This is a genomic window from Caballeronia sp. GAWG1-5s-s, assembly GCF_023631445.1.
Classification (GTDB): domain Bacteria; phylum Pseudomonadota; class Gammaproteobacteria; order Burkholderiales; family Burkholderiaceae; genus Caballeronia.
The window spans coordinates 198767-213320 of sequence record NZ_JALQDC010000012.1 but is presented as its reverse complement, the minus strand read 5'-3'; the positions used below and the strand labels follow the sequence as shown (position 1 = coordinate 213320).

At 62.8% G+C, this 14554-nt stretch carries 10 protein-coding genes and 1 pseudogene; 7 read left to right on the top strand and 4 right to left on the bottom strand.

Annotation, left to right across the window (positions count from 1 at the left end):
• Window positions 1-94 precede the first annotated feature (94 nt).
• Window positions 95-1462 (bottom strand): signal recognition particle protein, encoded by a 1368-nt coding sequence (gene ffh / locus NCR34_RS11865; RefSeq protein ID WP_175945134.1) that lies wholly within the window; start codon window positions 1460-1462, stop codon window positions 95-97.
• A 120-nt stretch (window positions 1463-1582) separates the two neighbouring features.
• Between ffh and NCR34_RS11860 the strand changes: the two genes are divergently transcribed.
• From NCR34_RS11860 to NCR34_RS11850, 3 genes are all read left to right on the top strand, one after another.
• Window positions 1583-2497 carry a cytochrome C assembly family protein gene (locus NCR34_RS11860; RefSeq protein ID WP_250499995.1) on the top strand — a complete coding sequence of 305 codons (915 nt, stop codon included), beginning with the start codon at window positions 1583-1585 and terminating at the stop codon, window positions 2495-2497.
• 24 nt (window positions 2498-2521) lie between these two features.
• Window positions 2522-2842: a PP0621 family protein gene (locus NCR34_RS11855; protein WP_250499994.1), complete on the top strand. Its 321-nt coding sequence runs from the start codon at window positions 2522-2524 to the stop codon at window positions 2840-2842.
• 1474 nt (window positions 2843-4316) lie between these two features.
• A complete protein-coding gene (locus NCR34_RS11850) occupies window positions 4317-7328 on the top strand; it encodes a ribonucleoside-diphosphate reductase subunit alpha (RefSeq protein WP_250499992.1) in 3012 nt (1003 codons plus the stop codon).
• Between the two features lie 793 nt (window positions 7329-8121).
• On the opposite strand, the gene NCR34_RS11845 is transcribed toward NCR34_RS11850, so the two are convergent.
• Window positions 8122-9519 (bottom strand): MFS transporter, encoded by a 1398-nt coding sequence (locus NCR34_RS11845; RefSeq protein ID WP_175945126.1) that lies wholly within the window; start codon window positions 9517-9519, stop codon window positions 8122-8124.
• A 119-nt stretch (window positions 9520-9638) separates the two neighbouring features.
• On the opposite strand from NCR34_RS11845, the gene NCR34_RS11840 reads away from it, so the two are divergent.
• The 4 genes and pseudogenes from NCR34_RS11840 to NCR34_RS11825 all read left to right on the top strand — a co-directional run bounded on the left by NCR34_RS11840 (window position 9639) and on the right by NCR34_RS11825 (window position 12794).
• Window positions 9639-9848, top strand: a complete 210-nt coding sequence (locus NCR34_RS11840; RefSeq protein ID WP_250499991.1) for a DUF3820 family protein — start codon at window positions 9639-9641, stop codon at window positions 9846-9848.
• Between the two features lie 525 nt (window positions 9849-10373).
• Window positions 10374-11627 carry a ribonucleotide-diphosphate reductase subunit beta gene (locus NCR34_RS11835; protein WP_250499990.1) on the top strand — a complete coding sequence of 418 codons (1254 nt, stop codon included), beginning with the start codon at window positions 10374-10376 and terminating at the stop codon, window positions 11625-11627.
• Between the two features lie 105 nt (window positions 11628-11732).
• Window positions 11733-12058: pseudogene (locus NCR34_RS11830) on the top strand (hypothetical protein).
• A 31-nt stretch (window positions 12059-12089) separates the two neighbouring features.
• On the top strand, window positions 12090-12794 hold the full coding sequence (locus NCR34_RS11825; protein ID WP_244847258.1) for a histone H1-like DNA-binding protein: 705 nt from the start codon (window positions 12090-12092) through the stop codon (window positions 12792-12794).
• A 249-nt stretch (window positions 12795-13043) separates the two neighbouring features.
• On the opposite strand, the gene NCR34_RS11820 is transcribed toward NCR34_RS11825, so the two are convergent.
• Window positions 13044-13523, bottom strand: coding sequence for an outer membrane lipoprotein (locus NCR34_RS11820; RefSeq protein WP_248320525.1), 480 nt, complete (start codon window positions 13521-13523; stop codon window positions 13044-13046).
• Between the two features lie 25 nt (window positions 13524-13548).
• Window positions 13549-14487: a carbohydrate kinase family protein gene (locus NCR34_RS11815; RefSeq protein ID WP_248320524.1), complete on the bottom strand. Its 939-nt coding sequence runs from the start codon at window positions 14485-14487 to the stop codon at window positions 13549-13551.
• Window positions 14488-14554 lie beyond the last annotated feature (67 nt).

Below are 14554 nucleotides of genomic sequence, written 5' to 3'. Positions count from 1 at the left end.
CTCAGTGTGGAAAAAACGGCGGCGTGCGCCATATGATAAACCCGCGTTCTCTTCGCGTCGGGCGAACGAAAGCGCGGGTTCGAAGCGGCGCGGATTAGCGCATGCCCGGCATCATGCCTTTCATGCCGCGCATCATCTTCTGCAGGTTGCCGCCTTTGAGCTTCTTCATCATGCCGCGCATCTGCTCGTACTGATTCAGCATGCGGTTGACTTCCTGCACGTGCACGCCCGCGCCCGCGGCGATGCGGCGCTTGCGAGCCGCCTTGATAAGCTCCGGCTTCGCGCGCTCCTGAAGCGTCATTGAATTGATGATGCCTTCCATGCGGCGCATCTGCTTCTCGGCGTTGTTCATGTCCGCGCCTTGCGCCGCCTGCTGGAACTGCGCGGGCAGCTTGTCCATCAGCGACGACAGCCCGCCCATCTTCTTCATCTGGGAAAGCTGCGCCTTGAAGTCGTTCAGGTCGAAGTCGCCGCCCTTCTTGACCTTGTCGGCGAGCTTCTGCGCCGCTTGCGTATCGACGCCGCGCTGCGCTTCCTCGACGAGCGCGAGAATGTCGCCCATGCCGAGAATCCGGTTCGCCATGCGATCCGGATGGAAGACTTCGAGGCCGTCCAGCTTTTCCGCGACGCCGACGAACTTGATCGGCTTGCCGGTGACGTGCCGCACCGAAAGCGCCGCGCCGCCGCGCGAATCGCCGTCGAGCTTCGTGAGCACGACGCCCGTGAGCGGCAACGCGTCGTTGAACGCCTTCGCGGTGTTCACGGCGTCCTGGCCGAGCATCGCATCGACGACGAAGAGCGTTTCAGCGGGCTTGAGCAGCGCGTGCAGCTCGCTGATCTCTTTCATCATCGCTTCGTCGATACCGAGACGACCGGCCGTATCGACGATCACGACATCGTGGTAATGACGCTTTGCCCAGTCGATCGCCGCGCGCGCGATGTCCGCGGGCTTCTGGTCCGGCTCTGACGGGAAGAAGTCCGCGCCGACCTGTTCCGTCACCGTTTGCAGTTGGCGGATAGCGGCGGGGCGGTACACGTCGACGGAAACCGTCAGCACCTTCTTCTTCTGCTTTTCGCGCAGCAGCTTGGCGAGCTTGCCGGTGGTCGTGGTTTTACCCGCGCCCTGCAAGCCGGCCATCAGGATGACAGCGGGCGGCGTGACGGCGAGATTCAGCTCGGCGGCCTTGCCTTCGTAGTCGCCGCCGATCACGGCGGTCAGCTCGCGCTGCACGACGCCGACGAGCGCCTGACCCGGCGACAGGCTCGAAAGCACTTCCTCGCCGAGCGCCTTTTCCTTCACCTTGGCGATGAACTCGCGCACGACGGGCAGCGCCACGTCGGCTTCGAGCAGCGCGAGGCGCACTTCGCGCAGCATTTCCTGCGTGTTGGCCTCGGTGAGCCGGGCCTCGCCGCGCAGCGTCTTGACGACGCGCGCCATCCGTTGAGTGAGGTTGTCGAGCATGGGAGTGTGAGAGTGCGGCCCTGGTTTCCGGCGACGCGCAGGCGGTTTAGCGGCGATGCGCCCTACTTTGGCGCAAGGGGGAAGACGTCGCGGGTTCGGGGCCTAGTGTAAACTTCGAACATGGATATTGTACTGTATGCCCTCACTGCGTTTCTCTACGGCGGACTGGCCGTGGCGGGCTGGCGCGCGCATCGTCATACGGCCGTGGAGCCGGTTCTGGCGGGCGTGCCATCGGGCATCGGCACCGGGCCGGCGAATCCATCGAAGGCGTCGGGCATGAGCGGCATGGGACGCGCTCTATTATTAATAGCGTTGGTCGTGCACGGCGTTCTCCTGCACATGACCATCTTCCCGCAGAACGCGATGATCTTCGGCTTCGCGTTCGCGTTGTCCGCCATGTTCTGGCTCGGCGCGGGCATCTACTGGATCGAGAGCTTCTTCTTTCCGCTCGACGGCCTGCGCCTGCTCGTGTTGCCGCTCGCCTGCGTCGCTTCCCTGTTGCCGCTCGCGTTCGGCGGCGTGCGCGTGCTGTCGTACTCCGCCGCGCCGATGTTCAAGCTGCATTTTCTGATCGCGAACATCGCGTATGGCCTTTTTGCCATTGCCGCGCTGCATGCCGTGCTGATGCTGATGCTCGAACGACGCCTTCAGCGCATGCGCGGCCTCGCGATGCGTCACAGTGGCGGCAACGGCTGGCTCGCGAGCTGGCTCGACACGTTGCCGCCGCTGCTCACGCTCGAAAAGCTGTTGTTCCGGCTGATCGGCGCGGGCTTCGTGCTGCTGACGCTCACGCTCGTGTCGGGCATCGCGTTCAACGAGCAACTGGTCGATCGGGCGCTGCGTTTCGATCACAAGACCGTCTTCGCCATTCTGTCCTGGCTGATGTTCGGCGGGCTGCTCACTGCGCGCCGCATCTCCGGCTGGCGCGGACGCGCCGCGCTGCGCTGGGTGCTGGCTTCGTTCGTGGCGCTGCTGCTCGCGTATGTCGGCAGCCGCTTCGTGTTCGAAGTGCTGCTGCATCGCGCGGTGGTCTGAGCGCGGTCTTACTTCATCAAGCCGATGCGAAATTTTCTTCTTCTTATCGTTCTCTTCTTCGTGACGCAATGGCTCCTGAAGAAGCTCCGCCGCGCCAACGAGCGCGAGCAGGCGGGGACGCGTGCTTCGTCTAGCCGCGCTTCGTCGACGACGGGCGGCGCGGGCGCCCGCAACGGCGCGGCTCGCCGCGATGCGCCGCAGCTTGCCGATCCGCTCATTCGCTGCGCGCAGTGCGGCGTGCATACGCCGACGAGCGAATCCATAGCCGTCGCGGGACAACGGTTCTGCTGTGCGGAGCACGCGCGGCGTCATGCGGCGCGTCCTGGCGGTCGGGACGCGAGATGAGGGCGCTGGCTGCGGACATCGAGGCGCATCTGCGCCCGCGCGTGAAGCAATAATCGTAGCGGACAAGCGTTCGGCCGCGTCGGGCGCGTCCGACGCCGGTGCGACGCGCGCTGAATGCGTTGCCTGCGAGCGATGCGGATAGCTACGCGCACGTGTGCCCACGAGCGAATTGCTAGACGTTGCGGGACAGCATTAGCTGCGTCTAGCGCGCGGCGTCGCGCGGGCGCGTAAGAGCGGTCGCGACGCCAGATAAATGCGCTGCCTGCGCGCGGTGCCTTTATCGGCGCGCACGGCCGGCTTGGAAGCGCGGCGCGTATGCCGCCGCTGAACGTCGAGGCGCGTCCTCGCGGCTTGACGCCGACGCTCGGCACGATTCGCAACATTTGCATGCCATCCGGTGATATCAGCGCGCGCTTTTTCGAACACGTTCAATCGCGACGCGCTTCCGTACTTCGATCGCCTCAGCCGCATGCGCGTGTCGGCGCATTTCATGATTCACTGCGACGGCGCGTTCGCGCTGTCCGTCCCGTGTGATGAACGCGCGCGCCAAGCGTGCGTGTCGTCGTTTCGGAGCGCGGGCGTCGTAGCGACGACTTGATGAGCCCTGCGGTTCGACGAGTACCGTAGCTTGCGCGGTCGTGTGAATCATCGCGAAGCAATATCCGATCGACGCTTTCCCGCTGTCCGTCCCGAGCGATGAACGTGCGTGCCACGCGTGTGTGTCGTCGTTTCGGGAACGCGGGCGTTGCAGCGACGACTCGATGAGCATCTTCGCGGAGCTTGCCGCTCGCGATGAATCCATCGCGAACCGATATCGCGATCAATGCAATCGCCCCGGCGCCCCCACTGCGACCACGCACCGCCGCCACTTCAACGAGTCGCCCAAGCCGAAACCTCGACGTCCCAGACCACCACCTACGGTCATTCTCGCTGCGATGCAACAGCGTCGCGCGGGAGCCCTTGCCGCGCTTCGACGCCGCAAAAGTCAACCCCGCGCGGGCGCTTCCGAAGCAAATAAACTTTTTTGAGACCGTGCGAAGTTCCACTATACTTGGTACCGAAGGACGTGATTTGCACTATATCTTGTGTTGTAGAGGCGGCGCCCGCTCCCACGAGCCGGCGCCGTCGGCTTTCCGGCGTATCTGAAGTTTGGCTGGCCCGGGGCGGTGCGCAAGCGGTTTCATCAAGAGACCCTCAGCGCATCGAGCGCCAGCGCAGCAGCACCGTGAAGAACGTATGCAAGTGAATGCGAGTCGCGTCGACCGACACCGCGCGCCAACGCGGGCACCGCACGCGACGCCATGACAGTGCGGGCCGCCATCGCCGCGACTCGTGTTCAGGGCCTGCCGTCTTCACAGCCCGCCTTACTGCCAAACACCGCGACGCGCGTCCTCGTTATCGACGGGCGACGCACGCGGCATAAGTGATAAATCCGCGGATCATCCGCACCATTCGAACACCAGGAGTTTTGCACATGCAAACCACCGACAACGCCACGACTTCCTTCGAAGGCGCATCCGCGCAGCATGCTGGCGGGGCGCACGTTCAGGGCGCGCAATCGCCCGCGTCGAACACGACGTATGCCGACTACAAGGTCATCCGTCGCAACGGGAGCGTGGTGTCGTTCGAGCCGTCGAAGATCGCGATTGCCGTGACGAAGGCGTTCATCGCCGTGAACGGCGGTCAGGGCGCTGCGTCCGCTCGCGTGCGCGAGCAGGTCGAGCAACTGACGCAGGCGGTCGTGCGCGCGCTGCTGCGCAGCCGTCCGCACGGCGGCACGTTCCATATCGAAGACATTCAGGATCAGGTCGAGCTGGCGCTCATGCGCGGCGGCGAGCACAACGTCGCGCGCGCCTACGTGCTGTATCGCGAGAAGCGCACGCAGCAGCGTGAGCAGGACCGCGGCCATGCGCAGAACGCGAAGACGCACGAAGGCGTCATTAACGTGACGGACAACGGCATCACGCGCCCGCTCGATCTCGACGCGCTGAAGGCGCTGATCGTCTCGGCCTGCGCGAATCTGGGCGATGCCGTCTCGGCTGATCCGATCGTCGCGGAAACGGTGAAGAACCTGTACGACGGCGTGCCGATGAATCAGGTCTACGATTCGGCCATTCTCGCCGCGCGCACGATGATCGAAAAAGATCCGGCGTACAGCCAGGTCACCGCGCGCATCTTGCTGCACACGATCCGCCGCGAGATTCTCGAAGGCGAAGTGACGCAAGCCGAGATGGGCGAGCGCTACGCCGAGTACTTCCCGCAGTTCATCAAGCGCGGCGTCGAAGCCGGCCTGCTCGACGACAAGCTGCAGCAGTTCGACCTGAAGCGTCTTGGCGCCGCGCTCGACGCGAACCGCGACCTGCAGTTCGGCTATCTCGGCCTGCAAACGCTGTACGACCGCTACTTCCTGCACGTCGAGGGCACGCGCATCGAGTTGCCGCAGGCGTTCTTCATGCGCGTCGCAATGGGTCTGTCGCTGAACGAAATCGACCGCGAAGCGCGCGCCATCGAGTTCTATAACGTGCTGTCGTCGTTCGACTTCATGTCGTCGACGCCGACCCTCTTCAACTCGGGCACGCATCGCTCGCAGCTTTCGTCGTGCTATCTGACGACGGTGGCCGACGACCTCGATGGCATCTACGAGGCGCTCAAGGAAAACGCGCTGCTCTCGAAGTTCGCGGGCGGCCTCGGCAACGACTGGACGCGCGTGCGCGCGCTCGGCTCGCATATCAAGGGCACGAACGGAAAGTCGCAAGGCGTCGTGCCGTTCCTGAAGGTCGTGAACGACACGGCGGTCGCGGTGAACCAGGGCGGCAAGCGCAAGGGCGCGGTGTGCGCGTACCTGGAGACGTGGCACCTCGACATCGAAGAATTCCTGGAACTGCGCAAGAACACGGGCGACGACCGCCGCCGCACGCACGACATGAACACGGCGAACTGGATTCCCGACCTCTTCATGAAGCGCGTGATGGAAGGCGGCGAGTGGACGCTGTTCTCGCCGTCGACGTGTCCGGACCTGCATGATCTGTTCGGCGCGGACTTCGAGAAGGCGTACGTCGCTTACGAAGAGAAAGCCGCGCGCGGCGAAATCAAGCTCTTCAAGAAGGTGCCGGCGCAGCACTTGTGGCGCAAGATGCTCGGCATGCTGTTCGAAACCGGCCATCCGTGGATCACGTTCAAGGACCCGTGCAACGTGCGTTCGCCGCAGCAGCACGTCGGCGTGGTGCATTCGTCGAACCTGTGCACGGAAATCACGCTGAATACGAGCGACACCGAAATCGCCGTGTGTAACCTCGGCTCGGTGAACCTCGTCGCGCACCTGACGAAGCAGGCCGACGGCACGCTCGCGCTCGACCACGCGAAGCTCAAGCGCACCATCAGCGTCGCGATGCGCATGCTCGACAACGTGATCGACATCAACTACTACGCGGTGCCGAAGGCGCGTAATTCGAACCTGAAGCATCGTCCGGTGGGCATGGGCATCATGGGCTTCCAGGACTGCCTGCACTTGCTGCGCACGCCGTACGCGTCGCAGGAAGCGGTGGAGTTCGCGGATCGTTCGATGGAAGCCGTCTGCTACTACGCGTACTACGCGTCGACGGAACTGGCGGAAGAGCGCGGCCGTTATTCAAGCTATCGCGGCTCGCTGTGGGATCGCGGCATCCTCCCGCAAGACACGGTGAAGCTCTTGGCCGAAGCGCGCGGCGGTTATGTGGAAGTGGACACGTCCGAGTCGATGGACTGGTCGACGCTGCGTTCGCGCATCGCGACGCACGGCATGCGCAATTCGAACTGCGTGGCGATTGCGCCGACGGCGACGATCTCGAACATCATCGGCGTGTCGGCGTGTATCGAGCCGACGTTCCAGAACCTGTACGTGAAGTCGAATCTGTCTGGCGAATTCACGGTGGTCAACGACTACCTGGTGCGTGATCTGAAGGCGCGCGGCCTGTGGGACGAAGTGATGGTGTCGGACCTGAAGTACTTCGACGGCACGCTCTCGCGCATCGACCGCGTTCCGGCCGACCTGCGCGCGATCTACGCGACGGCATTCGAAGTGGATCCGAAGTGGCTGGTGGAAGCGGCGTCGCGCCGGCAGAAGTGGATCGATCAGGCGCAGTCGCTGAACATCTACATGGCGGGCGCATCGGGCAAGAAGCTCGACGAGGTGTACAAGCTCGCGTGGCTGCGCGGTCTCAAGACGACGTACTACCTCCGCACGATGGCGGCGACGCACGTCGAGAAGTCGACGGTGGCGCACGGCGCGCTGAACGCGGTGCCGTCGGGTGAGGGCGGCTCCGGTGCTAGCGGTGGCTTCGGGGTGTCGTCGGGCGGTGCTGCTTCTGCTGCCGGCGGCGTGGGTGGCGGTTTTAACGCTGCCGCTGCTGCGCCTGCGGTCGAGGCGGCTGCGCCGGAAGCCGACGGTCCCGTCTGCATGATGCGTCCGGGCGATCCGGGGTTCGACGAGTGCGAGGCATGTCAGTGAGGTTTTTTGCTGGCGCCTGAGTAGGGTTCTGCTCGCGGCGAAGGCCGGTGCTGAGTTTCTCGGTGCCGGCCTTTTTGTTTTTTGTTTTTGTTGTCTTGTCTTGTCGTTGAACTTGTTTTCGTGTCGGTCTATTAGCGTTGCCCCTCCCCGGGGCGGGGGTCACTTTCTTTGCTGCTGCAAAGAAAGTAACCAAAGAAAGCAGCTTCTTCGCCCGTGGTATTGAATGACGTTGCACTCCGCAATACGTCGTTGGCACCCAGCTTGAATCAACCCTGAATCACCTTCCGCGCCCGCTGATCGCCACGTCCTCCGAGCCCCTTGGCTCGTCAACACCGAGGGTTGGCATGCGTGGGCTGCGGCTATCAATCTAAGTTGGGGCGCGACATGGGGGCTAGATGTGCACCGGTGCGTGCAGGAACTTATCGATGCGCTACCGACTACCACTTGCCAGAGGCGAAGCGTGAAGGCGCGCGAATGGTTTTATCGAGCCAAAGGGCTCGGAGGACGTGGCGCTCCGCGGGCGCGGAAGGTGATTCAGGGTTGATTCAAGCTGAGTGCCAATGTCGTTCTGCGGAGTGCACCGTTATTCCGAACCGCGGGCGACAAAGCTGCTTTCTTTGGTTACTTTCTTTGCATGGGACCAGCGTACGGCGCTAAAGCGCCTACTCTGGTCGACAGCAAAGAAAGTGACCCCCGCCCCGGGGAGGGGCAACGCTAATAGACCGACGCGAAAACAAATTCAACGACAAGACTGGCCCACAGGTCGTCGCCGGCAGGCAAAAACAAACAACCCTTACCCCCGCGTCCCACGCGAAATCTCAACGCCAGCATCCCGCGACAACCGAGCCGTAACCGGCATGGAAAGAAACGAGAACAACCCGACGACAACAAACGCAGGCCAGAAGTCCGACCATCGCACGGTCGCATGACCATTCACGTACTGCGTGAGTTCGAGCGTAATGCCCGCCACCGTGACGCCAAGCCCGAGCGACACCTGCTGCACGAAGCTGGCAAGACTCGTCGCCCGTCCGACATCGCGGGTTTCGATCTCCGCGTAAGCGAGCGAATTGAGGCTCGTGAACTGCAGCGCCGGAAAGAAGCCGCCGAGCAGCACCACAGCCCAGATCACCCAGGTCGGCGTGCCGGGAAAGAACGTGCCGCATGCCGCAATCGCCAAGCCCGACAACGCCGCGTTGAAGAGAAGCGTCTGCCGAAAGCCGAACCGATGCAACACGCGCGACGCAAGCGAGCGCATGAACATGCCGCCGAACGCCGATGCGCACGTGATCGCGCCGGACTTGAACGCCGTCATGCCGAGACCTTCCTGCAACGCGAGCGGCAAGAGGAACGGCACCGCGCCGAGCCCGATGCGAAAGAGCGAGCCGCCCAGCACGCTTGCCTGAAACGTCGGCACGCGAAAGAAGCGCAAGTCGAGCAGCGGTCGCGCGGCCCGGCGCGCGTAGAGACAGTAGAGCGCGGCCATCAGCGCGCCGGCCGCGCACATCGCGAACGCAACGCTTTGCGGCACCAGTTCACCGCCGACGAGCGAAAGCCCGAGCAGCAGCAACACCCCCGCGCCCGCCGAGAGAAAGAAGCCGAGCCAGTCGAGCCGGCCCGGGTGTTCTTCGCGCGAGTCGGCGATGTAGCGATTGGTCAGGTAGATGCCCGCAATGCCAATCGGAATATTGATGAAGAAGATCAGCCGCCAGTGCAGATACGTCGTGATGAAGCCGCCGAGCAGCGGGCCGGCGGCCGGGCCGAGCATGGCGGGAACGGAGAGATAGTTCATCGCGCGAATGAACTCGGAGCGGCGCACCGAACGGAAGATGATGATGCGCCCGACCGGTACCATCATCGCGCCGCCCACGCCCTGTATGAAACGCGCGACGGTGAAGGGCCCGAGCGACGTCGATGCCGCGCACAGGATCGAACCGGCCACGAACACGCCGATGGCCGCGCGAAAGACGGCGCGTGCGCCGAAGCGGTCGGCCACCCAGCCGCAGATCGGAATGAAGACGCCCAAGCCAAGCACGTAACTGGTGACGGCGACCTTGAGTGTGACGGGATCGCGTCCGAAGGCGCGCGCCATTTCGGGGATTGCAGTGACGATGACGTTCGCGTCGACGCTTTCCATGAACATCGCACACGCGACGATGAGAGGAGCGATGAAAGCTTTGACGGCGAGCGGCATCAGAGAATGCGATCAGTCATGGCGGCAAGAGCGGCGATTATGGCACCGATACTACGCGCATGCGATCGCGCGCCCGGGCGCGATGCGACGCGATCAACATAACGAGGAGTGAAGACACGATGGACCCGCAAGACCTGCAGCGTCTCGTGACGCAGACCATGCCTTACGGCAAGTACAAGGACAGACTCATCGCCGACTTGCCCGGTCACTATCTCGCGTGGTTCGCGCGTGAGGGTTTTCCTCAAGGCAAGCTCGGTGCGTTGCTTGCGCTCAGGCACGAGATCGATCACAACAATCTGCGCTCGTTGCTAGACCCTTTGAGGCGTTGACTCCACGCGCTATAGGTAGTAGAGCAGCGCGACAGCGGACACAATATATAGTGGTAAAGCGAGGCAGCGAATGCTAAACTTCGGCAACGAATTCGAAGCGCGCGAAGGCAACGAAGACATGTCGCTCCGCTGCTGGAGCGTCATCGGGCGAAGCCAGAACGAGCACGCGCTTTCATCTTCGCTTGCATCGCATCGCATTCGATCAACGGCACTCGCGTCGATCGCGTCGATCGCCTCGAACGATTATCGCGGACTGTCGCCAAGCGTTGCATGACAGCATCGAAGCATTGAAGCCACGCAGTTCAATCACACATCGCAACGCTTGAAGAGAGTCGATGAGGACCGCTTCACACACGTCTCTCTCTTGCTCGCATCACGCATGAAAGACCGTGCGCAGAGCCAAGTGTTGTATGCAGGTAGCAACGCTGAATCCAAATCGCTAGAAAACGAGAATTTTCATGAGCAAGCTCTTTTATCGCTCATGAAAAGATGGTACAAACCGATCTAAATTGATGGTGAGAATTTATGCTCAACTGGGATGACGAGACCACTGCCGTAACTCCGTCGAGCGGTTCGCAACACAACACGTTGCGCAACGCTCAAGGCACGGCTTTCGGTACGCGGAGCGCAGCGCATGCTGCCCAATCGTTCGATCATCAAGCCGCCCATCAGACTGCTCAGGCGCAGAACATCTTCTCGGATGGCTTCGTGCCTCCCGCAGCCGCCACGCCTTCCGCTGGCGCCATCGCCGCGCAGAGCGAAGCGCGCGTCAACGTCGCCGACAAGCGCATCATCAACGGCAAGACCGACGTCAACCAGCTCGTGCCGTTCAAGTACAAGTGGGCGTGGGAGAAGTACCTCGCCGGTTGCGCGAATCACTGGATGCCGCAGGAAGTGAACATGTCGCGCGACATCGCCCTGTGGAAAGACCCGAACGGTCTGTCCGACGACGAGCGCCGCATCGTCAAGCGCAATCTCGGCTTCTTCGTCACGGCCGACTCGCTCGCCGCGAACAACATCGTGCTCGGCACGTATCGTCATATCACCGCTCCGGAGTGCCGCCAGTTCCTGCTGCGCCAGGCGTTCGAAGAGGCGATCCACACGCATGCGTATCAGTACATCGTCGAATCGCTCGGCCTCGACGAAAGCGAGATCTTCAACGCGTATCACGAGGTCAAGTCGATCCGTGACAAGGACGAGTTCCTGATCCCGTTCATCCAGACGTTGACCGACCCGGCGTTCACCACCGGCACGCTGGAAGCGGACCAGAAATTGCTCAAGTCGTTGATCGTGTTCGCCTGCATCATGGAAGGGCTCTTCTTCTATGTGGGCTTCACGCAGATTCTGGCGCTCGGTCGCCAGAACAAGATGACGGGCGCGGCGGAGCAGTATCAGTACATCCTCCGCGATGAATCGATGCACTGCAACTTCGGCATCGACCTCATCAACCAGATCAAGCTCGAAGAGCCGCAACTGTGGACCGCCGAATTCAAGGCGGAGATTCGCGAGCTCTTCAAGCAAGCTGTCGATCTTGAATATCGCTACGCTGAAGACACCATGCCGCGCGGGGTTCTCGGCCTGAACGCGTCGATGTTCAAGAGCTACTTGCGGTTCATCTGCAATCGGCGTTGCCAGCAGATCGGCCTGAACCCGCTCTACCCGAACGAGGAAAACCCGTTCCCGTGGATGAGCGAAATGATCGACTTGAAGAAGGAACGCAACTTCTTCGAGACACGCGTGATTGAGTATCAAACCGGCGGCGCGCTGACCTGGGAATAACAACAAGCCCAGGACGTGTTGCAGACGAAATCGATGGGACGGCTGGGCTGCAGCGTGCGTCATTGCGCGCGCCCCGCCGACAAGGTTTAGGAGAACGGTCGCCTGATGCAAAGTGCGCCTACTGACTTGACGGACCGTGTGGTTCGATTGAAAGACAGGCGTTTTGCGTTCCCTTCAATGGGATGGGCAAACTTCCCCCCGGAAAATGCCGGCGACAAGCTCGCTGGCTCGATCAAGCGATGGCCGGCGCCGTGTATGGGCGCTGACTCAATTTGGCGCGCGGTGCCTCGGGGCACGGCGCGCCTTGCCGTATTCATTAGCGTAAGCAGGTGGGATCAGCGTACGCCGATGAATAATCCGCTTCGTAGCGTGTGCCCTGAGAGCCTCCACGTGAAGAAGCGGGTTTTGACGAAGGGTGTTGTTTGAACTGACTCTCATCTGAAAACCTGAAGGAGAAAAACCATGGCAGTTGCCAAGAAGAAACCCGCCGCGAAAAAGGCTGCAGCAAAGAAAGCCCCCGCCAAGAAAGCCGCCGCTCCGGCAAAGAAGGTAGCCGCGAAGAAGGTCGCTGCGAAGAAGGTTGCGGCGAAGAAAGTCGCCGTGAAGAAGGTCGCGGCGAAGAAGGCTGCGCCGGCCAAGAAGGCAGCAGCAAAGAAGGTCGCAACGAAGAAGGTAGCGGCCAAGAAGGCGCCCGCGAAGAAAGCCGCAGCGAAGAAGGTCGCCACCAAGAAGGTAGCCACGAAGAAGGCCGCAGCCAAGAAGGCGCCTGCGAAGAAGGCCGCAGCGAAGAAGGCGCCTGCGAAGAAGGCTGCCGCCAAGAAGGCGCCCGCGAAGAAAGCAGCGGCGAAGAAGGCCGCTGCGAAGAAAGCGCCCGCGAAGAAGGCTGCCGCGAAGAAGGCTCCTGCGAAGAAGGCGTCGGCGAAAACCGCCGCTGCTCCCGCTGCGCCTGCTGCTTCCGCGCCTGCTCCCGCAGCGAAGAAAGCCGAGCCTGCTGCAAAGAAGGCGCCGGCCAAGAAGGCTGCTGCTGCAAAGAAGACGACGGCTGCCGCTCCCGCAACGACGGCTACCACGGTGTCGACGCCCGCTCCGGCGGCTCCGGCCACTGCGGTCAAGACGGCGCTGAACCCGGCGGCGGCATGGCCGTTCCCGACGGGCAGCCGTCCGTAAGTCGCGACAACAGCAGTCCGAAGCACCGCGGCACACGTCGATGTGCCTTAAGACCGGGTAGGCCTACCCGGCCTCGACCCGTCGCCGGTCAAGTCCGGCGGCGGGTTTTTCGCTTCGGCGCCCGAAGTAACTGCGCGCCGTGGCCAGCCAGCCGCGAACGAAAAAAGCGCATGCCTCTTTCGATGCATGCGCTTCTTTGTGCCTATCGCAGGCTGGCTGCGAATCCTCGGCGGAATAGCTCCGACGGACTTAGTGCGTCACGCGCGTCACGCCGCCGCTCGACAGCAGCCGTACGCGCTCGCCGGCCTGGAACACTTCGCCATTCGACGTCTGCGTGATCGCGCGCAGGTCGCCGTTGTCGAGACGCACGGTGATTTCCAGCCCGTTCTTGGTCGCGACGCTGTTCTCGACCGCGTTGCCCGCGACCGCGCCAGCCAGACCACCGATGATGCCCGCGATGATCGACCCGTTGCCGCCGCCGATTGCGCTGCCCGCCGCGACGCCGCCGAGCGCGCCGCCGCCGATGGCGCCGAGGCCGGTCGGCTGGCCGTTGTTCGAGCTGATCTTCACGCCGCGCACGCTTTCGACGGTCGCCATGCGCACCGTTTCCTCGCGCTGCGCCTGCGACGCCGTGTAGACGTCGGGCGAACTGCTGTTGTAGGCGCAGCCCGTCAGCGCGACTGAGCCGATGAGCGATGCTGCCAGCACGATGCGACTTACCGTTTTCATTCCTTCACTCCCTTCATCCACTCGATCACGACAGGCTGCTTCCGAATGCCTGCTTGAAACGCTCTTCGATTTCGGCGCGCGTCGGCGCATAAGTTTGCGGGCCCTGATGCTCGATCTTCAACGCACCCATCAGACTCGCGAGACGCCCCGTCTTTTCCCAGCCAAGCTTGTTCTCGATGCCGTACAACAGGCCGCCGCGAAATGCGTCGCCGCAGCCGGTCGGGTCTACCACTTGCCGCGCCTTCACGGCCGGCACGTCCATCACGCCGTCTTCATGATAGATCTGCGCGCCGTGTTCGCCGCGCGTGACGACCAGCGCCTCGACCCGGCTCTTGATGTCTTCGATCGACCAGCCGGTCTTGTTGCTCAACAACTTGGCTTCGTAATCGTTGACCGTCACGTATGTGGCAAGTTCAATCATGCGACAAAGCTCTACACCTTCAAGAATGGGCAAACCCTGACCCGGATCGAAGATGAACGGCACGCCCGCCGCCGCGAACTGCTTCGCGTGCTCGCGCATGCCGTCCGCGCCGTCCGGCGCCACGATGCCGAGCGTGATGCCCTGGGCTTCGTCGGCGCGATTCAGGTGCGATTCCATCATCGCGCCGGGGTGGAAGGCCGTGATCTGATTGTTCGCGAGGTCGGTCGTGATGAAGCATTGCGCCGAGTGCTGCCCGGGCAGCACGCGCACGTATTCCTTCGACAATCCGAGCGCGTCGAGCCGGTCGATATAGAGCTGCGCGTCCGCTTCGCCGAGCGTCGCCATGATCTTCGCATCGCCGCCGAGCAGCTTCAGCGCATACGCGATGTTGCCCGCGCAGCCGCCGAAGTTGCGCCGCATCGTCGGCACCAGGAAGCTGATGTTCAGCATGTGCACCTGGTCCGGCAGGATGTGGTCGCCGAAGCGGCCCTGGAAGGTCATGATGTTGTCGTAGGCGAGCGAGCCGCAGATAAGCGTAGCCAAGGCGAACGTCCTTATTGGTTAGGCGCGAAGGAAGAGTAGCGCATACGGCGCGCGGCGGCGTTGGCAT

Excerpts from the sequence above, each read along its gene's own strand:
- NCR34_RS11850 (WP_250499992.1), top strand. The coding sequence starts at position 4,317 with ATGCAAACCACCGACAACGCCACGACTTCCTTCGAAGGCGCATCCGCG.
- NCR34_RS11840 (WP_250499991.1), top strand. The coding sequence starts at position 9,639 with ATGGACCCGCAAGACCTGCAGCGTCTCGTGACGCAGACCATGCCTTAC.
- ffh (WP_175945134.1), bottom strand. The coding sequence starts at position 1,462 with ATGCTCGACAACCTCACTCAACGGATGGCGCGCGTCGTCAAGACGCTG.
- NCR34_RS11825 (WP_244847258.1), top strand. The coding sequence starts at position 12,090 with ATGGCAGTTGCCAAGAAGAAACCCGCCGCGAAAAAGGCTGCAGCAAAG.
- NCR34_RS11860 (WP_250499995.1), top strand. The coding sequence starts at position 1,583 with ATGGATATTGTACTGTATGCCCTCACTGCGTTTCTCTACGGCGGACTG.
- NCR34_RS11855 (WP_250499994.1), top strand. The coding sequence starts at position 2,522 with ATGCGAAATTTTCTTCTTCTTATCGTTCTCTTCTTCGTGACGCAATGG.
- NCR34_RS11845 (WP_175945126.1), bottom strand. The coding sequence starts at position 9,519 with ATGCCGCTCGCCGTCAAAGCTTTCATCGCTCCTCTCATCGTCGCGTGT.
- NCR34_RS11835 (WP_250499990.1), top strand. The coding sequence starts at position 10,374 with ATGCTCAACTGGGATGACGAGACCACTGCCGTAACTCCGTCGAGCGGT.
- NCR34_RS11820 (WP_248320525.1), bottom strand. The coding sequence starts at position 13,523 with ATGAAAACGGTAAGTCGCATCGTGCTGGCAGCATCGCTCATCGGCTCA.